Origin of the sequence: Demequina lutea, from assembly GCF_013409005.1 — a bacterium.
GTDB lineage: Bacteria > Actinomycetota > Actinomycetes > Actinomycetales > Demequinaceae > Demequina > Demequina lutea.
This window is the reverse complement of the sequence record NZ_JACBZO010000001.1, coordinates 2,210,674-2,232,009: the sequence shown is the minus strand read 5'-3', so window position 1 is coordinate 2,232,009 and position 21,336 is coordinate 2,210,674. Positions and strand designations below refer to the sequence as shown.

The following is a 21,336-nucleotide window of genomic DNA, read 5'->3' as shown; positions in this document are numbered from 1 at the left end:
GGCCGCGCCCAAGGGCACGCGAAGCGTCGCGCGCCTTGTCTGAGGTCTTCGCGGACGATGAGGTCGCCGCGCCGCGTCACAGTGAGCGGTGGGAGCGCAACACCGCGAATCAACTCGTGCGCCAGGGGTTCGATCCTGAATACGTGGCGGCCCGTTTCAGCGTGCCACTCAAGCAAAAGGCGCCAGCGCCCGAGAGGACCCGTGCAGCAGCGTGAACGGCGCGGAGACGCTCGACTCAGTGCGTACCCATCTAGAGAGGTTCGTTGCGTACCCGAACACGTGGGCAGCCGACGCTCACGCGCTCTGGATCGCGCACACCCACCTCATGAACGCGTGGGAGTCCACGCCGCGAATCGCGTTCCTATCGCCGGAGCCGGGGAGCGGCAAGTCGCGCGCTCTCGAAGTAACCGAGCCGTTGGTGCCTCGCCCGGTATACGCGGTCAACACATCGCCCGCCTACCTGTTCCGCAAAGTCTCAGACGAGGCAGGACCGCCCACCATCCTCTATGACGAGATCGACACGGTGTTTGGTCCCAAAGCCAAAGACAACGAAGACATTCGCGGGATGCTCAACGCGGGGCACCGGAGAGGTGCCACCGCTGGGCGTTGCGTTGTCCGTGGCAAAGAGATATTCACTGAAGAGTTACCGGCCTACTGCGCCGTGGCGCTCGCGGGGCTCAATGACTTGCCCGACACGATCATGACGCGAAGCGTCGTCATTCGGATGAGGCGCCGCGCAAAGCATGAACGCGTGGAGCCGTGGCGGTTGCGCATCAATGGCCCGGAGTCTCAGGTGATATTCGATCACCTCGCACAGTGGGCGGCCTCCGTCGAATCCAAAGCGTCGGCTCAGTGGCCCGACATGCCCGAAGGCGTCGAGGACCGCAACGCCGACGTATGGGAAGCCCTTATATCTGTCGCGGACCTCGCAGGAGGTGACTGGCCGCAGCGCGCACGTGTAGCGGCTGTAACGGCTGTAACGGACCTGTCGCGGCAAAAGGGGGAAAGCCTGGGAATCCGACTCTTGAGTGACCTTCGCTCGGTATTCGCTGGCAGGGCTCGAATGTCGACTACCGAAGTCCTTGATGCACTCAACGGAATGACAGAGTCCCCATGGGGAAACCTACGAGGTAAAGAGCTCGATGCACGTGCGCTCTCCAGGTTCCTAAGCAAGTACGAAGTGCGACCAAGACTTCTACGCATCGAGGGCCAAAGTGGTCCGTTACACGGCTACGACGCCGCCGACCTCGCAGATCCTTGGGGTCGGTACGTCGCCCCCGTGCCGCGCCAAGAAACCGTTACAAGCGTTACAGGGGCTACGGCGCCCCCTTCCGCAGCGTGCACCGTTTGCCGCCCACCGCTCGCGTTCGATGACGGCACAGGTTGCCACGCGACATGCGAGGCCGTGGCATGAGCGGCGAGGCGTTCTACAAGCCCCATGTGCGCGTCATGGGCGGGTGCGGTGACTGCAACGCAGTGCAGGAGATGCGCGAGGCAGAGCCGGGCGTGTGGGTACTCGAGGTGCGCCACGATCCCACGTGCCCGACCTACCGGCGCATCGTTGCCAGACGAAACGGCGTGGCATGAAAGGCCTACCTGCAATGCCCGAAGAGCTGCACCATGACTGGCGCAACCTGTCAGGCCTCATCGAGGCTACGGCGCAACGCCAGACGATCCCGTGCCGCAACGGGCGCCAACCGCCTCCCGCGTGGTGGACGTTTGACGACATCACCGAGCAAGCCGCAGCGGCTGGGGCGTGCACCGCCTGCCCCGTGCTCGCTCAGTGCCTCGCGCATGGGGTCAAGCATCCCAAAGAGGTGGGCATCTACGGGGGGTTGACCGAGAAGCAGCGCGCCAGCGCCGCCCGAGAATTTGCCAAGGAGACACCATGAGGACGACCCACAACGCACCCGAGGCGATCGTATCGAGCCGTTCAGGCATCCACGTGAAAGTGCAATGCCCGTATTGCGGCTCTTCACTATGGATCTCGTGGACCGGTTGGTCTGGCTCTCTGATGGGCGTGGCGGCTTCCGACCGGCACTACACGTTGATACTGGAACTGGCTGCGGCACGTATGACCCACTCCTACACCGGCGGTCCTTACTGGCCTGCCCTTCAAGGGATTTGTCTACCTACCGCGGCTAGGGCACCGGCTACGCCAATCGGGCCTGCTGAGCTCCATGGGCAAGGTCGCCTCCAGCGCCGACAACGCCATGATGGAATCGTTCTGGTCAACCATGCAACGCGAACTCCTCGACCGCCACGCCTGGACCACGCGGACCGAACTGGCATCCGCCATCTTCGAATGGATCGAAGGGTTGTACAACCCCCGCCGAAGGCACACCGCCCTCACCGACCACCCCGGCCGATCCCTCAGCCCAGCGACCTTCGAAGCACTTCACACCCATGCCCGACATGCGGCATGATCAACACACACCCCGTGTCCGGAAAAGCGGGGTTTGGCTCTGGTCGCCGAACAGACTGTCAGCACCGACCATCATCATGAGACCATGAAAGTAGCCTGATGATCATCGGGCCGCCACCGAAGTTTCACGGAACTCGGGACACCCTCGGTGGCGCTCACAGGGGGAGGCGCCGTGGACCAATCTGCGGGCCAACTTGTCTGGGCGAAGTCCAGCGTGGACGCGTACGGGTGCGTCAACTCCTGGCTACCGCTGTGGCAACACCTCGACGACACCGCTGCCGTGGCGGCCCGGTTGTGGGACGAGTGGCTCCCGGTGCAGGTGCGACACCGCGTGAGTGCCGGGCTGGACGGTTCAGACAGTGCAGCGCGCTGCCTCCTCACCTTCCTGGCCGGGGTCCACGACGTGGGAAAAGCAACACCAGCGTTCGCGGTGCAGGTGCCGGTCCTGGCGGACCAGATGGTCCTCTCCGGTCTCGCGGTTCCTCGGCTCCTGCCTGAGGAACGCCGACGCCTTCCCCACTCTGTCGCAGGCGAGGTGCTACTCGAGCGCTGGTTGCGTCAGCGCCACGGGTGGTCGCGTGAGACAGCAAGCGAACTGGGCGTTGTCGTCGGCGGTCATCACGGTGTCCCACCAAGCAAGAGCACGATCCTGCGTGCGCTCGACCACCCCGAGCTTTTCGGCTCAGGGCCCTGGGAGGAGGTTCAGGTCGCCCTAATCGAGCGCGCCGCCCGCAGGACAGGGGCCGACCTGCAGCTGGCGCCGTGGAGAGACATGGCGCTGCCGCAAAGCGTCCAGATCACCCTCACTGCGGTCGTGATCGTCGCGGACTGGATCGCGAGTGACAGCGAACTGTTCCCGCTGAGCGCGCTGGGCGACCAACCGCGCGAGTCCGCCGAGCAGCGCGCCGCCCGCGCATGGACGGAACTTGAGCTGCCGCGACCGTGGCACGCGACCGATACCGGGCTGTCTCCCGACGAGCTCGTGCGCTCAAGATTCGGTTGGGGTGAGGCGGCCGTTGCCCGGCCAGTGCAGCACGCCGCAGTGGAGGAAGCGCGCGTGATGGACGTGCCGGGGCTGCTCGTGATCGAGGCGCCGATGGGGGAGGGGAAGACAGAGGCCGCCCTGCTCGCAACGGAGATACTCGTGGCGCGCTCGGGCGCGGGCGGGTGCTTCGTGGCCCTGCCGACTCAAGCGACCACGGACGCGATGTTCGACCGGGTGCTCGACTGGCTAGGCCGGGTTCCCGACGCCGTGATCGCCGCCGACGCCCAGTCCACGTCGGGGCATCGTGCGACCTCGGTGACGCTGGCCCACGGCAAGGCCTCGCTGAATAGCACCTTCCGCGAGCTGCGGACGCCCTCAACTCCGCAACAGATCGGCCTCGACGAAGAAGGAGCTCCGCTCTGGGCACACACGGGCCGCGACACGCTTGGCAGCCTCGACGGCGTCGTCCACAGGTGGATGACCGGGCGCAAGAAGGGCCCGCTGGCCGACTTCGTGGTTGGCACCATCGACCAGCTCCTGTTCACGGGCCTGCGCGCACGCCACCTTGCGCTGCGCCACCTCGGGATGGCCCGCAAGGTCGTGATCCTGGACGAGATCCACTCCTTCGATGCATACATGAACACATACCTGCAGTCGGCACTCGAGTGGCTCGGAGCCCACGGAGTGACGGTCATCATGCTGTCGGCCACCCTCCCGTCGAGCCTGCGTGAGGAGCTCGTGGCGGCGTACCGGCGGGGGATGGCGCCACCTGAGCCCGGCGGCGTAGATCGGCCTGCGCGGATCGACTGGGCCTCTAGAGCAGCGGCCCTGCGCGCCTCGATAAGCATCGACGCCGGTGCCGGTGCCGCGGCGAGTTCCGAACCGGAGGTTTTCGGCGACTACCCGGTCCTCACCTCCCTCCGCGCGGGCGAAGTCAGGCAGAGGACCGCTGCGCCGTCTGGGCGCGACACCGAGGTCCGCTTGGAGATCGCTCCCGACGACCTGGACGCTCTCGTCGCGATGCTCCGGGAGGCACTGTCCGACGGTGGGTGCGCGCTCGTGGTCCGCAACACGGTCGCACGCGCGCAACAGACAGCCCAGACCCTCACTGAGGTCTTCGGACAAGACGTTCGCCTGGTTCACTCGCGCTTCATCGGTCACCACCGGATGGTGAACGATGCGTGGCTCCGCCAGACCTTCGGTGCGCCCGGAAAGGGACGCGAACGCCCACACCGCGCGATCGTGGTGGGCACGCAGGTGGTCGAGCAGTCGCTGGACGTGGACTTCGACGTGCTGATCACCGATCTCGCGCCGACCGACCTGCTGCTGCAGCGCATCGGACGGTTGCATCGCCACGAGCGCGGGCCCGGCGAGTCGCTGCGACCGTCAAGCCTTCGGCAGGCGCGCTGCGTGGTCGTCGGGGTGCCGGACTGGTCTTCGGCACCGCCGGAGCTGGATCGTGGAGGTCGGGCCGTATACGGGGAGCATGTCTTGCTGCGGGCGGCGGCCCTTGTGATCGAGTGCGTCGGCGCGCACGGGGTCGTTCACCTGCCGCAGGACATCGCTCCGTGGGTGCAGCGGGCCTACGCCCACGGCCCCTTGGGTCCGGATTCATGGCAGGAGGCGATGGCAGTGGCCCGGCAGGAAGCGGACCGGGTGATCGCCTCCAAGCGCGAACGGGCGAGCGTGTTCCGCCTGGCACCACCACGCGCGGCAGGGGTCCCGGTCCTCGGGTGGATCGAGGGAAGCATAGGCGAAGCAGACGACACCGTCGCTGGGCAAGCTCAGGTGCGTGACGCGGACCAGTCGATCGAGGTGCTCGTCCTGCAGCGGGACAACGACGGTCAACTTCGTTTGCTGGATGGGGTCCCTGGGTTCGGGAACGACCTCGTGGACCCCGAGCGCGCACCGGACCCCGCCCTCGCGCGGGCCATCGCGGGTAGCGCCCTTCGGATCGGCGGCTGGCTGGTCCGCGGCACCGGCGCCGATCGCCTCATCTCCGCGCTTGAGAAGAACTACTTCGCGGCCTGGCAACGCGACCCGCTGCTCTCGGAACGGCTCGTCCTGGTCCTGGACCCGACCGGGATGTCACAGGTCGGTGACACACTCTTCAAATACGACCCCGTGCATGGTCTGGAGATGTCTCGTGCCACCTGAGGCCACCCCGTCTTTCAATCTCGTACGACGCCCCTGGATCCCCGTCGTCCGCATAGACGGCAGAGTCGATGACCTCTCGATCCTCGGGGTCCTCGAACAGGCCGCAGACCTGCGCCAGATCATCGGCGACGTCCCGACCCAGGTGTTCGCGATCCAACGGATCCTGCTAGCGATCCTGCACCGAGCATGGAACGGGCCCGAGAGCATCGCGGACTGGACCCACCGGCGCGAGCACTGGGACGACTCACTCGACGAGGTGCGCGACTACCTCGACGCCTTCAAGGACCGCTTCGACCTACGACACCCTCGCACGCCGTTCTTCCAGGTGGCGGGGTTGCACACCGCGAAGGACGAGCACTCGGGGCTCGAGAAGCTCATCGCCGACGTTCCCAACGGGCAACCGTTCTTCACGACCAGGATCGGCCGTGGCCTTGAACGGATCAGCTGGCCGGAGGCTGCCCGGTGGTTGATCCACGTCCACGCCTTCGACCCATCGGGGATCAGGTCAGGAGTAGTCGGGGACCCGCGGGTCAAGGGTGGGAAGGGCTACCCCTTGGGCCCGGGATGGTCGGGCCAGATCGGCGGCGTCAGCCTCGTGGGCGCCGACGTCCGCGAGACCTTGCTCCTGAACCTCCTGGTTCCTCAGGAGTGCGAGATGCCGTCCTCAGGTCACGACCTGCCACCGTGGGAGCGGCCGGCTGTCGGTGTCGAGGTCGAGGGCGCAGACAGCCGGCCCCCGACGGGGCACCTGGACCTCTACACCTGGCAGACCCGTCGCGTGCGCCTCGTGGGAGACGACAACGGTGTTGTCGGGCTGGTCCTGGCGCAGGGGGATCGTGCGACCCCCCAGAACCGGCAGGCCCTCGAACCGATGTGCGCGTGGAGGTTCAGCGAGCCACAGACCAAGAAGTTCGGCACCCCGACGTACATGCCACTCAAGCACAACCCGGAGCGCGCGTTCTGGCGTGGCCTGGCCGCGCTGCTGCCCGAGGTGGCGACGCCGGAGGCCTCCGGGGAACCCGCTCGCCGTCTCCAGCCGGGCGTCCTGAAGTGGGTAGCGGCGCTCCGCTACGCCGACGTGCTGGATGACGAGGCGGTCGTGCGCGTCCGGGCGACCGGCATGGCCTACGGATCCAACGAGTCGGTCGTCGACGAGATCGTCGACGACCTGCTGTCCCTGCCGATCGCGCTCCTACGCGCAGATGACTCCCGGCTGCGAACCGTGGCCGTTGAAGCCGTCGAGCAGGCCGACAAGGCCGTTCTCGCCCTCGCGAACTTGGCCGGCAACCTGCAGGCGGCCACCGGGGCCGGCGATGTCGACGGCCCGCGGGACCGAGCACGCGAGGTTGCCTACGCGGGCCTGGACGCACCGTTCCGCACCTGGGTGCTCTCGCTCCGCCAGGACGAGGACCCGCTGGAGGCCTCGGCGCGGTGGCAGCAACTGGTGCGAGCCATCGTGTGGAGCCTGAGCCGGGAGCTGATCGGGGCCACCGGACCGGCCGGGTGGATTGGGCGGGAAGTCCGCAACAGGCACGTCGATACGAGCCAGTCCGACGCATGGTTCCGCGGCCAGCTCGGGGCAGCGCTGCCCCGGGGTTTTGTCGAGCAGAAGGGGAAGATCGCATGAGCGAGCGACAAGACCAGCAAGGGCACCGTGCCGAGGGGGCACCTGCCAGCGACGCCAGAGCGAACCCTGGCGCGGCGGAGTACGCGCCGAAGCTCGGCGAGGTCGGGAAGCTGGTCCACTCGCGGGTCGCGCGACTCGCAGCGACCCGCGGCACGTCCGGGACCACCGCAGTCCTTGCGCGCCTGCGCCGGGCCGTCGGAAAGCCGCCCGGTTGGGACCCGGAACTCTGGGAGCTGACCCTCTCAAACGTGCCGGGCTGGGTCGTGTCCGATGCCCCTACCGTCGAAGAGCGCGCCGTGTACACGGCGATCACGCTCTACGCGGTGCACCAACAGTCTCGGCCCGAGCCCATGCATATGCGCGGGCACGGCCTCGGCAAAGCGGTGCGTTCGCTCGCGTCGGCCACGCAGGCTGAGTCCGCCGTGCGACGTCGCTTCGACGCCGCTGCCACGGCCACCTCTTTCGACGAGACGGTCCACCACCTCCGGGGCCTGATCACTCAGCTACGTTCGCACCGGGTACCGCTCGACTATGGGCTACTCGCTGACGACCTGCTCCAGCTTCAGGACCCTCGGACGGCGGACGCCGTCCGGCTCAGATGGGGACGCCAGTACTACCGCATCGACCGCGACAGTGCTCCAGGCACACCAGCGGGCACCACGAACCAGGGCCACGACGTCGCGGCCGACCAGGTCAGAGAGGACGCATCATGACCCGCACGATCATCGACATCCACGCCATCCAGACCGTTCCGCCGAGCAACATCAACCGGGACGACACTGGCAGCCCCAAGACAGCCGTCTACGGCGGCGTCCGGCGCTCCCGCGTATCAAGCCAGGCCTGGAAGCGGGCCACGCGCAAAGACTTCGAGACGTACCTGGACCGTTCCGACCTTGGGGTGCGGACCAAGAGGGTCGTCGAGCTCATGTCCGAGGAGATCGCGCGACAGGCACCCGACCTGGAACCGGCACAGCGGGACGAGATCAGCTCAGCGGTGCTCCGGGCCACAGGGTTGACGTTGTCCAAGCCGCGCAAGGGTGAGACCGAGGAGGCCGGGTACCTGGTGTTCCTCGGCCGACGCCAGGTCGAGTCCCTGGCCGCGCTGGGGGTGGACACCTTCCGGGCCGGCGGTCTGGCGACACTCGAGAAGAAAGCCACACGAGCACTCGTCAAGGACAAGAACGCGATCGACGTCTCGCTCTTCGGCCGCATGGTCGCCGACGTGACCGACCTGAACGTCGACGCCGCCGCGCAGGTCGCCCACGCCATCAGCGTGCACAGCGTCGAGACGGAGTTCGACTACTTCACCGCAGTCGACGACCACAAGAACGCCGACGCCGAAGAGGACGCAGGCGCAGGGATGATCGGGACCGTCGAGTTCAACTCCTCCACCCTGTATCGCTACGCCACCGTCGACGTGGACGCACTGCTACGCAACCTGGGTGACGTCGAGGCGACCGCCCGCGCGGTCGACGCGTTCGTGCGGTCCTTCATCACGTCCATGCCAACAGGCAAGCAGAACACGTTCGCCAACCGGACCCTGCCAGACGCCATCGTGGTGTCCGTCCGAGAAGACCAGTCCGTCTCACTCGTCGGAGCCTTCGAAGAGGCGGTCACCTCGACAGCCTCGAGCGGCCGGGTTCACGCCGCGGTCCAGGCGCTCGTCGCCTACGCGGACGAGATCGGCGCGGCCTACGGGACCCGACCGGTTGCGGTGTGGACAGTTGGTGTCGGTGCCCGCGCCGCAGCCCTGGACGAGCTGGCGCCCCGCACGTCGTTCGACCAGCTCGTGCTGGCGGTCGGTGCGATGGTGCGGGAGCGGCTGGGGAGCGAGAGGTGAACTGCCTTGTCCTGCGCCTGGCCGGCCCGATGCAGTCCTGGGGCGTGTCCAGCAGGTTCGTTCGGCGAACCACCGAGAGCCAACCGACGAAGAGCGGCGTCCTGGGTCTGCTGGCCGCAGCCGCGGGGCGACGCCGAACGGACCCGATTGAGGACCTGCTGGCGGTGAGCTTCGGTGTCCGAGTCGACCAGCCCGGTCGCCTCGTGCGGGACTTCCAGACGGCACGGACGATGGACGGCGCGCACTCGATGCCCCTGTCCTACCGCTTCTACCTCGCGGACGCGGCCTTCCTCGCCGTCGTCGAGGGTGAGCCGGGTTTCATCGACGAGCTCGACGACGCCCTGCGCCACCCGGTGTACCCGCTCTACCTCGGACGGCGGTCGTGCCCGCCTGCTGGACCGGTCACGCTCGGCATTCGCCGCGACGCGTCGGTCAACGAGGTTCTCAGCGATGAGCCGTGGCGAGCCGCGCCGTGGTGGCAGAAGACCTATCGGTCCTCGACCGTGGCGCTTGAGACGGTGGCCGACGCACAGCCGGGTGCCGAGGACTGGCTGACTGTCGCCGACCTTCCGATCAGCTTCGACCCGGAGCGACGTCTCTACGCCTTGCGGGCCATCGAGCGGGGCATCGTGACGGTGACCAACCCGACCTTCGCCGGGTTCACCTCCCACGACGACCCTCATCAGCCCATGGCCGCGCTCGGAGGAGCCTGATGCACCTGACGCAGTTCGAGATCAACCCAGCACGCCGCGGAGCCCAGAAGCTCCTCGGCTCACCCCAAGCGATGCATGCGGCCGTCCTTGCAGGCTTCCCGAGCGAGGATGCGAATCATGGGCGGATCCTGTGGCGCGTCGACTCCGGCCCACGCCACACGTACCTCTACGTGTCGAGCCCGCGTTGCCCGGACCTCACACACCTCGTCGAGCAGGCAGGTTGGCCCACGACCTCAACGTGGTCCACAGGTGATCTGGCCTCGCTGCTGGACAGCCTGGCCATCGGCCAGCACTGGGGTTTCAGACTCGCGGCCAACCCGACGCGGTCCACGCGCGTCGGAGATCGTGAGCGCTCCCAGCGCGTGGGTTGCGTCACCGCCCAGCAGCAGCTCGACTGGTTCCTCTCGCGGACCGCCAAGTGGGGAGTCAAGATCCCGACGACGGACGGGAACCCTGAGGTGGTCGTCAACGGACGCGGCGTGAGGTCGTTCCGAAGGCAGGAAGGACGCGTGACCGTCGCTACGGCGATCTTCGAGGGGCGGCTTGAGGTCGTCGACCCGGATCTGCTGCGCACCGCGATGGTCGACGGGATTGGCCCTGCGAAGGCGTACGGGTGCGGCCTCCTGACACTGGCACATGTGGATCGACACTGATGCCCAGCGGCGGTCCCCGACCAGCAAAGACCCCGGAGCTGCTGCGCGCCCAAGACCGCCTGACCTTCATCTACGTCGAGCACGCGGTCATCCACCGCGATGCGAACGCCATCACCTGTACGGACGCCCGGGGGACAGTCCACATCCCCGCCGCAACCTTGGGAGCCCTCTTGCTCGGGCCCGGAACAACGGTGAGCCACCAGGCCATGGTGCTGCTTGCCGACAGTGGATCGACCGCAGTGTGGGTGGGAGAGCGCGGGGTCCGCTACTACGCCCACGGGCGACCGCTGGCACGCTCATCACGGCTTCTCGACGCGCAGGCGCGACTCGTCAGCAACCGGGGCTCACGGCTCGCAGTCGCTCGCCAGATGTATGCGATGCGGTTTGAGGGTGAGGACACCTCAAGACTGACGATGCAGCAGCTCCGCGGCCGTGAAGGAGCCCGTGTCCGCGCCTCGTACCGTGCCGAGAGCGAACGCACCGGGGTTCCATGGCGATCGCGCGACTACCGCCCCGACGACTTCGAGGCATCCGACCCTGTCAACCAGGCACTCTCCGCAGCCAACACCGCGCTCTACGGCGTGGTGCACGCCGTTGTCGTCGCCGTCGGCTGCTCACCAGGGCTGGGATTCGTCCACACCGGACACGATCGTTCGTTCGTCTACGACATCGCGGACCTCTACAAGGCCGACACGTCGATCCCTGCCGCGTTCGAGATGGCCCGCCATGAGCTCGGAGACATCGGCGCCGCAACCCGCAGACACATGAGGGACCTCATGCACGCCGAGCACGTCCTCGAGCGTTCCGTCAGGGACGTGTACACGCTCCTGCTCGGCGAGTACGACGAGGGCGGCAGCTCCGGAGACGTCGACGTCATCTCGTTGTGGGACGGTGACGATCGCGCCGTCGCCGGCGGCACCAACTACGACGACCTCGACTGGTAATCGCGTGGTCGTCATCGTTCTGACCGCGTGCCCCGCAGGCCTACGTGGATACCTCACGCGATGGTTCCTCGAGGTGTCGCCCGGCGTCTTCGTCGGGCGCATACCGGCGCGGGTTCGTGATCGGGCTTGGGAGAGAATCATCGAGATGATCGGTCGTGGCCGTGCTCTCCTTGTCTACTCGGCGCAAGGTGAGCAAGGCCTGGCCTTCCGCACCTACGGTCACGACTGGAAGCCGGTCGACTTCGACGGGATCCAACTCATAATGAGGCGCGCGACCGGCGACGGACCCAGCGCCATCCCGGACGCGCCAATGACGCCGGAGGTGGGCGGTAAGTCGAACGTAGCCGCAGGTTGGAGCTCAACTGCGCGCCGGAGGAAGTTCGCCCGGTCGAGGTCCAGACCTGGCTAGCGCCGCGGGCGGTGGGAAGTGAAGGGCGAGACGACTATTGCGTAGGATCGACGCAGGTCAGGAAGTGCCGTCCCCGCGCGAGCGGGGGTGATCCCACGAGCGTGTCTCCCACGGACCACTTTGTTGCGCCGTCCCCGCGCGAGCGGGGGTGATCCGAAGGCCACGTCCGCAACGACTGCACAGGTGTCGCCGTCCCCGCGCGAGCGGGGGTGATCCCACCAGCCCCGCCGCCCTGGCGTGTCTGAAAACGCCGTCCCCGCGCGAGCGGGGGTGATCCCATCAAGCAGTCATACAACCAAGCTTTGCACCAGCCGTCCCCGCGCGAGCGGGGGTGATCCCGTGCCATACGTCGTCTCGGCGACGTAGCCAACGCCGTCCCCGCGCGAGCGGGGGTGATCCCAACGGGCACCGCACTAGCACCCTGGCGTCGACGCCGTCCCCGCGCGAGCGGGGGTGATCCCAACCGCACCGGTCGCGACGGCCGCGCCTTGACGCCGTCCCCGCGCGAGCGGGGGTGATCCGGAACACATGCAATGGACAGCATGACGCAGACGGCCGTCCCCGCGCGAGCGGGGGTGATCCGGAACACATGCAATGGACAGCATGACGCAGACGGCCGTCCCCGCGCGAGCGGGGGTGATCCGGAACACATGCAATGGACAGCATGACGCAGACGGCCGTCCCCGCGCGAGCGGGGGTGATCCCAACCGCACCGGTCGCGACGGCCGCGCCTTGACGCCGTCCCCGCGCGAGCGGGGGTGATCCGGAACACATGCAATGGACAGCATGACGCAGACGGCCGTCCCCGCGCGAGCGGGGGTGATCCGGAACACATGCAATGGACAGCATGACGCAGACGGCCGTCCCCGCGCGAGCGGGGGTGATCCGGAACACATGCAATGGACAGCATGACGCAGACGGCCGTCCCCGCGCGAGCGGGGGTGATCCCAGGTCGAGCATTGGGTCTTTGAGCATTGTGTCGCCGTCCCCGCGCGAGCGGGGGTGATCCCTAAGGAGACACCATGAACAACCTCTTGACGCTGCCGTCCCCGCGCGAGCGGGGGTGATCCCATGTAGCGGTGTGCGTTTTGGCACGCGAGGTGGCCGTCCCCGCGCGAGCGGGGGTGATCCGTCGGTCATGGCGTTCGGTGTCATCGCACTCTGGCCGTCCCCGCGCGAGCGGGGGTGATCCGTCGTTGGTGATGTTGAAGAAGGCACCCTGAATGCCGTCCCCGCGCGAGCGGGGGTGATCCGTGCCACCATTCGCGGTTGGCAACAGGGATAGGGCCGTCCCCGCGCGGGCGGGGGTGATCCCACTCCGGGGAACGTGATCGGGTTGACGATCAGGCCGTCCCCGCGCGAGCGGGGGTGATCCCAACGGCGCACCCGCAGGCACCCTTGACGGTGTGCCGTCCCCGCGCGAGCGGGGGTGATCCCGACAATAACTGGCTCTTCACTATGGATCTCGTGGACCGGTTGGTCTGGCTCTTTGATGGACGTGGCGGCTTCGGCCCGTTGGACGCAGGATGGTCTGGTGGGTGGGTCTGACTCACGGCTCTTGTGACGTCACCGGTTGGTGGCTGTCCTGCTTGCGACGTGTCGACCGGCTCGGCTCACTTTCGAAGTGCAGCCCGGTGGGCCGTGATGTCCTGATAGGAGTCTGGCGAGTCCCCGATAGTGAACTGACTGACGCCCGGCCGGGCTGCGCACCCGACAATACGGAAGGGCGCGGTTCCTATGGTGAACGACAATCAGATCGAGGTCTACGGCGGGATTGACACGCACGCAGATACACATCATGTCGCGGTGATCGATGCCGCTGGGCGGAGGTTGGCCGATGTCCAGGTGCCAACCACCGCAGCTGGCTATCAGGCGGCGTTACGGTTCCTGGGTTCGTGGCCCACGCTGGCAAGCGTGGGTATCGAGTGCACCGGCTCCTACGGGGCCGCAGTGACCCGCGCCGTGCGTGAGGCGGGCATCGGAGTGTTCGCGGTGAACCGGCCCAACCGATTTGATCGCCACCGCCGGGGCAAGACAGACGTCTTCGACGCCTACTCGGCTGCCGAGGCGGTGGTGTCTGGGCGTGCAACGGCTGCACCGAAGGGGGGCGATGGTCTGGTCGAAGCACTCGCACTCGCACTCGCACATGACGCAGGACTCACACACTGCCCGTGCTCCCTCGCGTGCAAACATCACCCCGGCCGCACTTGCGGCGTACGGCTCGACTACGAGACCACACGCGTGCCGAACTCAGCCGAACCCGACCACATCACACCCCACGCCCACTGCGGTCCCGACACCGTAGAGAACATGAGCCGCATCGTCTGCCGACGATGCAACCAAGCACGCGGCGACAAACCACTACACGCGCCCACCGTCGCGCCAGTCACGCGCGCCACATCGACGACACGCCTAGTCGCATGGTGACACGCGCGCCCAACCCCGCCACCGAGTAGGGGGGAGCCCCCTCCCCCCCCACCCACGAGTCGCTCCCAGGGTCAGAGCGATATCTCCCCCCGGCGTTTTTTTCCACAAGACTCAGCAGGTATCTGGCCGACCCGGTGCACGTCGGAGCAGGGTGAAGAGACTCCCACGCGAGGATCACGACCACCAGCGACCGAACTCGACGCCTCCGAGATGTTGGAAATGGCTCAACAGACCGACCACTTTGCCACGAGGAGAGGCGGGCTAGCAGGTCGAGGGTTCCCCCGTGGGGGTCCAGAGCCGCGCCTCCCGCACGATCACGGCGACGGAGGCCCGTGCGGAGGTGGGCATCAGACCACCTCCGGGAACAGAGAGAATCGGCGGGCAAACCCACCGGCCTTGGCCCCTGGGAGAACCTGCGTGGCTGGCCCCAGTCCCCGGGTGGGGGTTGTCGCGGCCCCAGTCGCGCCTGGGGTGAACCCGTTAGTGCGAGGTGGGGCGGCGTCTTGGTTGGGACTGGGGTCGTTTTCGGACCAGTTGCCACCCTGTCACCGCAGATGCGCAACCCACGCAGGAGCGGCAGAAGACCTGGCGCCCTTCAATCCTCCACGTAAACCGGAGCGGATCACTACAGTGGAGGCGTCGGCTGTTCCACCAGTTGACCCAGCCGGGGTGGCATGTGGGTCGCTATCGGGGCCCAGTTGCCACCGGGACTTGATGTCTCGCTGACGGTGACGAGATAGCGAAGCGCGACGAAGGAGAACGTCATGTCAGAACTTCCGCCCGCCCCCATGCCAGCAGGCTGGTACCCGGACATGTCTGACTCCGGTCTGTCTCGTTGGTGGGATGGGACAGGGTGGACTCCGTCGACGAGACCGGCGAGCGTCCCACCTGCCCCAGCCGCCGCCGAAACCCAAGCCGAAACGGACGCGCAGAAGAACGCCGTCGCGTCCGCAAAAAATGAATTCTATGCCGAGCTATCCCGGGACTCCCTCATCGCAACATTGCAGGTTGGCGGGTTCACCGACGCTGACGCGGAGTATGCCGTTGACACCATGAACGTGGACTGGAACGAGCAGGCGGCGAACTGGGCCAAGTTCTTGCTCGATTACAAAACCCGTAAGCCTGAAGGCAAAATCGGATCATTCTCCCGCTCCGAACTCATCACAGAAGTGGAGTTAAGCGGGTTCACGACCGAGCAGGCAACTTACGGTGTCAACGAGGCGTTCCTTACCGCTGGCACCCCCTACATCCAGCCTGCAACCCATGGCGTCAACGAGGCGTTGCCTGTCGCTAAGGCGACGGCGATACTCGCCGCACCGAATCGTCGTGACGTGGGAAAACTTCCGAGCCCTAACTCGCAGATGATCTGCCCGCATTGCCACGCACAAGGGCAGGTGTCTACCTCGATCGTCAAGCGCAAGCAGGGCATCAGCGGAGGCAAAGCAACCGGTGCTGTCTTGACTTTGGGGTGGTCACTCCTTGCCACAGGACTGTCGCGGAAGGTCGAGAGCACTCAGGCAAAATGCGGGAACTGTGGCGCGGTTTGGAACTTCTAGCAGAACACCCGAGGCGTCGACGACCAGATTGTGCGCCACCGCTTCCGCGCGGGTTCTGGCGGCCTGTCGGGTGCTGCGCGTACGGTTGTTCATGGCGGGCTCCTTCGTAGTCCGTCTTGCCCGCCTGATGTTCGCTCACCGAGGCGGGCACCTTAGTCTGTGACTGGACTGGTAACCCGTGAAACCACCAAAGGCCCTGCTAATCGCTTAAATGCGAGAGATTCCCGCCATCTCCACTCATCCCTGTTCGTTGAGACAGAGGCCGCCTCACCTTCGGGTGGGCGGCCTTTGTCATGTGCTCCCTCGCCTCGTCGCGCCTCAGCGCTTGCGGCGGATCAGACTGGTCGCCAGCGCCGCCACGAAGGCCACGATGCAGGCGAGCAGGATGATCCCCGCAAGCGCTCCGTGATCTGCGGCGGGAGGGACGGGTTGAAAGTTGTCCGCCGCGTCGAATGCCACTCCCCACGCCCACCACAGGTAGGCGAACGCGGAGGCGCCCAGGACCACGGAGGCGACCTCGACGGACCGGATGACTCGGCTGCTCACGCCCGCGTCGAGAAGGGCGAGAACGGTCAACACGAGGGCGCACGCCGCCACCAGGTAGAACAAGGATCCGAGCAGGGACATGGCGACAAGCAAGGCGGCCACGATGAGCCACGCCTTGACGAGGGCGCGGCGCCCGCGCTGGCCAAGCAGCGCGAGGCCCGCGTGTCGCCACCACAGGCGGCGCGACATCGACCGAGCGGCTCGCGCGACCTGCAAGGCGGCGGCGGCATCGGGCGCTGCGGCGACGTCGTGGCGCCACTCCTCCGCGTAGCGTTCGCGCTCCGTGGTCGGCAGTTTGCTCACCGCCTTTTCTACCATCGCCGCGGGGTCGCGTCCCGTTTTCTTTGTCACTTTCGCCCTCCTCGTTCGGTCACGGCGCGGGCCCACACGAGCCCGTCGTCGGTCAATCGGTAGAGGCGGCGGCGCGGCCCGCGGCGCTCGACCTCGTCTGTGTCCCATTCCGAGGTGAGGAGTCCATACCGCTCGAGCCTCTCCAGGAGGGGATAGACGGTGCCGCTGGGGCGACCTGTGCCCGCACAAATGGCGAGTCCCCAGGTCTGCTCCGGCCACGCGTCGAGCAGCGCACCGGCGACCGCGGCAAGCGCCGGTGTCACGCGGAGGAATGTGCCCACACCCGGAATCTACCTATGTAGTAACAGAAAGTCCAGCGGGAGTTTTCGATCGCCGGCGCGGCCGAAACTAGCCGCCCGCCGTTACCCGGATCTGTGAGCCCCACGGGTCGGGGAAGCGCAGCGTGAGGCCATCGTCGGCCGCCTGGACGCACTTGAAGGCGAGGCGTTCGCGCAGGGCGCCCAGGTCGTCGGCATCGGGGACCATGATGTCCATCGTGCCAAGACCAAGCGAGGCCGCTCGGGGACCAGCGCCCCGCGAGTTCCACACGTTGAGGCCCACGTGGTGGTGGTATCCGCCTGCGGAAACGAAGAGTGCGGTGCCCATGCTGAACGTCTCCTCGAAGCCGAGCGTGCCCACGTAGAAGTCCTTGGCCGTGGGGATGTCTCCCACCTGGAGGTGGACGTGGCCAACGCTCGCGATGCCTTGTGGGGCGGCGAGCTCGGCCTCGGCGACGTTCGCGTCGAGGTAGTCGTTCGGGTCGAGGTGCAGCGTCCCCATGAGGGGCTTGCCGTCCGCGCCGCGCTCCCAGGCATCGCGCGGGCGATCGAAATAGAGTTCGACGCCGTTTCCCTCGGGGTCGTCAAAGTAGAAGGCCTCGGAGACTAGGTGGTCGGCAGAGCCCGTGAAGCGGCCGATGCCCGACTGAGCCACGCGCAGCACCGCCGCGGCGAGCGCCGCTCGGGTCTCGAAGACGACGGCGGTGTGGAACAGGCCAGCGCCGCGACGATCGAACGAAGGCAGATTGGGGGAGTGGGCGAGGGTCACAGTGGGCACGCCGTGGCGGCCGAGGACGTGCGCCTGTCCTTCGGTCGCGATCTGGTCGAGCGCGATGACGTCGCGGTAGTAAGCGAGCATCGAGTCGAGGTTGCGAACGTGGAGTTCGACGGCTCCCATGCGCGTTCCCGCCGCGAGGGTGTCGTTGGCGGGCGACGGGGCGGGGCCGGAGAGGTTCGCGATATCCATGATGGCGCGTCAACAAGGAGCGGGCGGATCGCATTCCTGCGGGCAAGACGGTGCGTGGTCCGGGGTTAGCGTAGGGCCATGGAATTGCGAACTCTGGGCCGTAGCGGCCTCCTGGCATCGGCCGTAGGACTCGGCTGCAACAACTTCGGTCGCGCGGGGACGGTGACGCAGACCCAGGAGGGAAGCAGCGCGGTGCTTCACGCCGCGCTTGACGCGGGAGTGACATTTTTTGACACGGCTGACATCTACGGCGGCACGTGGGGACTGAGCGAGAGCCTGATGGCCGAGGTGTTGAAGGCACGCAGGGACGAGGCCGTCGTCGCCACCAAGTTTGGCCACACCGCGGTAGCGACGCCCCTCGACGAGCGTGGCCCCAAGGGCTCGAGCGCCTACATCAGGGCTGCCGTCGACGCCTCGCTCTCTCGGCTGGGCATCGACGTGATCGACCTGTTCCAGCAGCACATGCCAGACCCAAGCGTGCCGATCGAGGAGACACTCGAGGCGTTGGCGGAGCTGGTGGCCGCGGGCAAGATCCGTGCGTACGGCCACTCGCAATTTTCCGTCGAGCAACTGGGCGTCGCCGATGCCGCCGCAGCATCCCTGGGCGTGGCACCGTTCGTGACGAGCCAGGACGAGTTGAGTCTCGCCGCGAGGGCCGTCGAGGCCGACGGCAGGCTCGCGGCCGCAGAGGCGGCGGGAATGGCCTTCTTACCTTTCTTCCCGCTCGCCAACGGTCTCTTCACGGGCAAGTTCACGCGCAGCGAGCGGCCCACGGGGACCCGCATCGCAGATCTCAGGCCACAGGTGGCGGACGGCGCCGACTGGGACGCCATGGAGGCCTATCAGGCGTTGTGTGATGCCCGCGGAATCACGATGCTCGAGGCGACCTTCGGCTGGTTTCTGGCCAAGCCGGTGGTGGGGTCGGTCATAGCAGGTGCGACGAGGCCCGAGCAGGTCACGGCAAACGCCGCGGCGGCGTCGGCGTGGTCGCCGACCGCCGACGACATTGCGGCGATCGATCGGCTGTTTCCCGTCGCCTGACCAGGCTGGACGTCGCCACGCCGCGCGCCTCTGTCACGAGCCACTTGCGCTCCAGCTACTCAGTGCTACTATCTACTAGTAGTCATTACTACTGAGTAGTCAAGGAAGGGGCCGTGGCGTGGGCAAGCAAATGACGGAGATGCTCAAGGGCACGCTGGAGGGCATCGTGCTGGCGAGCCTGTCGGGCCGTCCCGCGTACGGCTACGAGATCACCTCGTGGCTGCGCGACCAGGGATTCGCCGATATCGCCGAGGGCACTGTCTACGCCTTGCTGATCAGGCTCGAGCAGAAGCTCCTGGTCGATGTGGAGAAGGTCCCGTCCGAGAAGGGGCCGCCCCGCAAGGTGTACACGCTCAACGCCGAGGGACTGGAGTACCTCGACGAGTTTTGGCGGACGTGGGGCTTCCTCGCGGACCGGCTCGCGCATCTTCATCAAGGAGGCAAGTGACATGGCATGGAAGTGGATCGAACTGTTCACGGGGTCGCTAGACCAGAAGAAGCGATACCGGCGGTACAAGGCCCGCATTGACGCCCTTCCGGAGCCGTACGGCACGGCCGCCAGCGCCTTCCAACGGTATTTCATGTACTACGGGGGCATCGTTGACGGCGAGACAAGCCTCAGCATGCTCGGTGACTTCGCCGACCTCTGGGAGCGCGCGGCCGCCGACGCCACGCCCGTCAGGGCCATCGTCGGCGACGACCCAGTCGAATTCGCCGAAGCCTTCGCGCAGGCCTACACCGGCAAACGGTGGATCGACAAGGAACGCGAGCGACTCATCGTCGCCATCGATCGCGCGGCGGGAGGCCAAGAATGACGGGAGAGGACGCGGAAGCCGCGCTGCCGGCCGACGAACTCCAAGAACCCGCGATCCGCGTGCGGGGTCTCGAGAAGTCCTACAAGGATCTTCAGGTGTTGCGCGGCGTCGAGTTCGATGTGGCGCGTGGAGGAATCTTCGCGCTTCTTGGATCCAACGGAGCGGGCAAGACGACGGTGATCAAGATACTGGCCACGCTGCTGAGGGCCGATGCGGGGTCCGTCACCGTCAGCGGCGTCGACGTGGCATGCGAACCGGCGCAGGTGCGTGAGTCCATTTCCCTAACCGGACAATTCGCTGCGGTCGACGAGATCCTGACCGGCCGCGAGAATCTGGTGATGGTCGCCCGGTTGCGGCACCTCCCTGGCGCTGGCGCGATCGCTGATGACCTGCTCGAGCGGTTCGCGCTGACCGAAGCCGGTGCGCGCAGAACCTCCACCTACTCGGGTGGAATGCGGCGCCGCCTCGACATCGCGATGAGCCTCATCGGGAATCCGTCGATCATCTTTCTCGACGAACCCACCGCAGGGCTTGACCCCGAGGGTCGCCTCGAGGTGTGGAGGGCCGTCAAAGAACTCGCTGTTCAAGGCGCGACGGTGTTGCTCACCACGCAATATTTGGAGGAGGCCGAGCACCTCGCCGATCGCATCGCCATTCTCCACGACGGACGCATCATCGTGAACGGCAGCCTCGCCGAACTCAGGCAACTGCTACCGGCCGCCACGGTGGAGTACGTCGAGAAGCAACCAAGCCTCGAGGACGTGTTCCTGTCCATCGTCGGTAGGGCCAAGTAAGGAGCCATCATGACCACTCACTTTGTCGGCGACACCGCCGTGCTGACCGGGCGTTCCCTGCGCCACATCACCCGAAGCATGGACACGATCATCACGACAACGCTGATGCCGATCGGCTTCATGTTGATGTTCGTGTACGTCCTCGGCGGGGCAATCAACGCAGGCTCAGACTCGTACGTCGCCTACCTGCTACCCGGAATTCTTGTCATCACGATCGCGACCGGTATCTCATACACGGCGTTCCGACTCTTCCTCGATCTGCAGGGCGGGATCTTCGAGAGGTTCCAGTCGATGCCGATAGCGCGCTCGTCCGTGCTGTGGGCGCACGTGCTGACCTCAATCGTCGCCAACCTGATCTCGGTGGTCGTCGTCGTGGTTGTCGCCCTCGTCATGGGATTCCGCTCGGGGGCTGGGGTGCTCGCCTGGCTCGCTGTCACGGGCATTCTGACGCTCTTGACCCTGGCGCTCACCTGGATGGCGGTCATCCCTGGCCTCACGGCCAAATCAGTGGACGGCGCGAGCGCCTTCTCCTATCCGCTGATCTTTCTGCCGTTCGTCAGCTCGGCCTTCGTTCCCACGAACACCATGCCCGGGCCGGTGCGCGCCTTCGCCGAGAACCAGCCAGTGACCTCCATCGTCGACGCGATCCGCAACCTGCTGGGCGGGCAACCAGTGGGCACCGCCATCTGGGTCGCGCTCGCGTGGTGCGTCGGGATCCTGGTCGCGGCCTACGTGATCGCCATGGCGATCTACCGTCGCAAGGTCGCTTAACGCGAGCCACCTGGGGAGTGCTCAGCTCCAGTTCACG

21 protein-coding genes, 1 pseudogene and 1 CRISPR repeat array are annotated in these 21,336 nt (G+C 66.7%); of the genes and pseudogenes, 19 read left to right on the top strand and 3 right to left on the bottom strand.

Annotated elements, in window-relative coordinates; all coding sequences use genetic code 11:
- Positions 1 to 211 precede the first annotated feature (211 nt).
- The 14 genes and pseudogenes from BKA03_RS15570 (at position 212) to BKA03_RS10695 (ending at position 15,736) form a co-directional block, all read left to right on the top strand.
- The gene (locus BKA03_RS15570) at positions 212 to 1,414 is read left to right on the top strand and encodes a DUF3631 domain-containing protein (protein WP_218856026.1); all 1,203 of its coding nucleotides are present in this window, start codon (positions 212 to 214) and stop codon (positions 1,412 to 1,414) included.
- Positions 1,411 to 1,587, top strand: coding sequence for a hypothetical protein (locus tag BKA03_RS10755; RefSeq protein WP_179398084.1), 177 nt, complete (start codon positions 1,411 to 1,413; stop codon positions 1,585 to 1,587). Before BKA03_RS15570 ends, BKA03_RS10755 begins: the two co-directional genes overlap by 4 nt.
- A 14-nt stretch (positions 1,588 to 1,601) precedes the next feature.
- Positions 1,602 to 1,892, top strand: coding sequence for a WhiB family transcriptional regulator (locus BKA03_RS10750; protein ID WP_062076192.1), 291 nt, complete (start codon positions 1,602 to 1,604; stop codon positions 1,890 to 1,892).
- A 264-nt stretch (positions 1,893 to 2,156) separates the two neighbouring features.
- Positions 2,157 to 2,426 (top strand): annotated as a pseudogene (locus BKA03_RS10745) (integrase core domain-containing protein); the annotation flags it as partial.
- A 171-nt stretch (positions 2,427 to 2,597) separates the two neighbouring features.
- Entirely contained in the window at positions 2,598 to 5,567 is a 2,970-nt protein-coding gene (locus tag BKA03_RS15330) for a CRISPR-associated helicase/endonuclease Cas3 (RefSeq protein ID WP_062076194.1), read from the top strand.
- Positions 5,557 to 7,194, top strand: a complete 1,638-nt coding sequence (casA, locus tag BKA03_RS10735) for a type I-E CRISPR-associated protein Cse1/CasA (protein WP_062076195.1) — start codon at positions 5,557 to 5,559, stop codon at positions 7,192 to 7,194. Before BKA03_RS15330 ends, casA begins: the two co-directional genes overlap by 11 nt.
- Positions 7,191 to 7,907 carry a type I-E CRISPR-associated protein Cse2/CasB gene (gene casB / locus BKA03_RS10730; protein WP_062076196.1) on the top strand — a complete coding sequence of 239 codons (717 nt, stop codon included), beginning with the start codon at positions 7,191 to 7,193 and terminating at the stop codon, positions 7,905 to 7,907. Before casA ends, casB begins: the two co-directional genes overlap by 4 nt.
- Positions 7,904 to 9,034, top strand: a complete 1,131-nt coding sequence (cas7e, locus tag BKA03_RS10725; protein ID WP_062076197.1) for a type I-E CRISPR-associated protein Cas7/Cse4/CasC — start codon at positions 7,904 to 7,906, stop codon at positions 9,032 to 9,034. The genes casB and cas7e overlap by 4 nt, the downstream gene beginning before the upstream one ends.
- Positions 9,031 to 9,747, top strand: a complete 717-nt coding sequence (gene cas5e, locus BKA03_RS10720; protein ID WP_062076198.1) for a type I-E CRISPR-associated protein Cas5/CasD — start codon at positions 9,031 to 9,033, stop codon at positions 9,745 to 9,747. The genes cas7e and cas5e overlap by 4 nt, the downstream gene beginning before the upstream one ends.
- The gene (cas6e, locus tag BKA03_RS10715; protein WP_062076199.1) at positions 9,747 to 10,400 is read left to right on the top strand and encodes a type I-E CRISPR-associated protein Cas6/Cse3/CasE; all 654 of its coding nucleotides are present in this window, start codon (positions 9,747 to 9,749) and stop codon (positions 10,398 to 10,400) included. The genes cas5e and cas6e overlap by 1 nt, the downstream gene beginning before the upstream one ends.
- Positions 10,400 to 11,344, top strand: coding sequence for a type I-E CRISPR-associated endonuclease Cas1e (cas1e, locus tag BKA03_RS10710; protein WP_062076200.1), 945 nt, complete (start codon positions 10,400 to 10,402; stop codon positions 11,342 to 11,344). Before cas6e ends, cas1e begins: the two co-directional genes overlap by 1 nt.
- Positions 11,345 to 11,348: 4 nt before the next feature.
- The gene (gene cas2e, locus BKA03_RS10705; RefSeq protein ID WP_062076201.1) at positions 11,349 to 11,753 is read left to right on the top strand and encodes a type I-E CRISPR-associated endoribonuclease Cas2e; all 405 of its coding nucleotides are present in this window, start codon (positions 11,349 to 11,351) and stop codon (positions 11,751 to 11,753) included.
- A 66-nt stretch (positions 11,754 to 11,819) separates the two neighbouring features.
- Positions 11,820 to 13,190: direct repeats of the CRISPR family, unit length 29 nt; unit sequence GCCGTCCCCGCGCGAGCGGGGGTGATCCC.
- 300 nt (positions 13,191 to 13,490) lie between these two features.
- A complete protein-coding gene (locus BKA03_RS10700) occupies positions 13,491 to 14,180 on the top strand; it encodes an IS110 family transposase (RefSeq protein ID WP_062075966.1) in 690 nt (229 codons plus the stop codon).
- A gap of 764 nt (positions 14,181 to 14,944) precedes the next feature.
- On the top strand, positions 14,945 to 15,736 hold the full coding sequence (locus tag BKA03_RS10695; protein WP_083972005.1) for a DUF2510 domain-containing protein: 792 nt from the start codon (positions 14,945 to 14,947) through the stop codon (positions 15,734 to 15,736).
- Positions 15,737 to 16,054: 318 nt separating this feature from the next.
- Here the strand turns inward: BKA03_RS10695 and BKA03_RS10690 are convergent, their stop codons facing one another.
- From BKA03_RS10690 to BKA03_RS10680, 3 genes are all read right to left on the bottom strand, one after another.
- The gene (locus tag BKA03_RS10690) at positions 16,055 to 16,633 is read right to left on the bottom strand and encodes a hypothetical protein (RefSeq protein WP_062075968.1); all 579 of its coding nucleotides are present in this window, start codon (positions 16,631 to 16,633) and stop codon (positions 16,055 to 16,057) included.
- Entirely contained in the window at positions 16,630 to 16,914 is a 285-nt protein-coding gene (locus tag BKA03_RS10685) for a helix-turn-helix transcriptional regulator (RefSeq protein WP_238579470.1), read from the bottom strand. The genes BKA03_RS10690 and BKA03_RS10685 overlap by 4 nt, the downstream gene beginning before the upstream one ends.
- 67 nt (positions 16,915 to 16,981) lie before the next feature.
- The gene (locus BKA03_RS10680; RefSeq protein WP_062075969.1) at positions 16,982 to 17,878 is read right to left on the bottom strand and encodes a VOC family protein; all 897 of its coding nucleotides are present in this window, start codon (positions 17,876 to 17,878) and stop codon (positions 16,982 to 16,984) included.
- A gap of 78 nt (positions 17,879 to 17,956) precedes the next feature.
- On the opposite strand from BKA03_RS10680, the gene BKA03_RS10675 reads away from it, so the two are divergent.
- The 5 genes from BKA03_RS10675 (at position 17,957) to BKA03_RS10655 (ending at position 21,299) form a co-directional block, all read left to right on the top strand.
- Positions 17,957 to 18,919 (top strand): aldo/keto reductase, encoded by a 963-nt coding sequence (locus BKA03_RS10675; RefSeq protein ID WP_062075970.1) that lies wholly within the window; start codon positions 17,957 to 17,959, stop codon positions 18,917 to 18,919.
- A gap of 118 nt (positions 18,920 to 19,037) precedes the next feature.
- Positions 19,038 to 19,367, top strand: coding sequence for a PadR family transcriptional regulator (locus BKA03_RS10670; protein WP_062075971.1), 330 nt, complete (start codon positions 19,038 to 19,040; stop codon positions 19,365 to 19,367).
- Between the two features lies 1 nt (position 19,368).
- Positions 19,369 to 19,734 carry a DUF1048 domain-containing protein gene (locus tag BKA03_RS10665; protein ID WP_062075972.1) on the top strand — a complete coding sequence of 122 codons (366 nt, stop codon included), beginning with the start codon at positions 19,369 to 19,371 and terminating at the stop codon, positions 19,732 to 19,734.
- A complete protein-coding gene (locus BKA03_RS10660) occupies positions 19,731 to 20,528 on the top strand; it encodes an ABC transporter ATP-binding protein (RefSeq protein WP_062075973.1) in 798 nt (265 codons plus the stop codon). Before BKA03_RS10665 ends, BKA03_RS10660 begins: the two co-directional genes overlap by 4 nt.
- 9 nt (positions 20,529 to 20,537) lie before the next feature.
- Complete coding sequence (locus tag BKA03_RS10655; protein WP_062075974.1) at positions 20,538 to 21,299, top strand: ABC transporter permease; 762 nt, start codon at positions 20,538 to 20,540, stop codon at positions 21,297 to 21,299.
- Positions 21,300 to 21,336 lie beyond the last annotated feature (37 nt).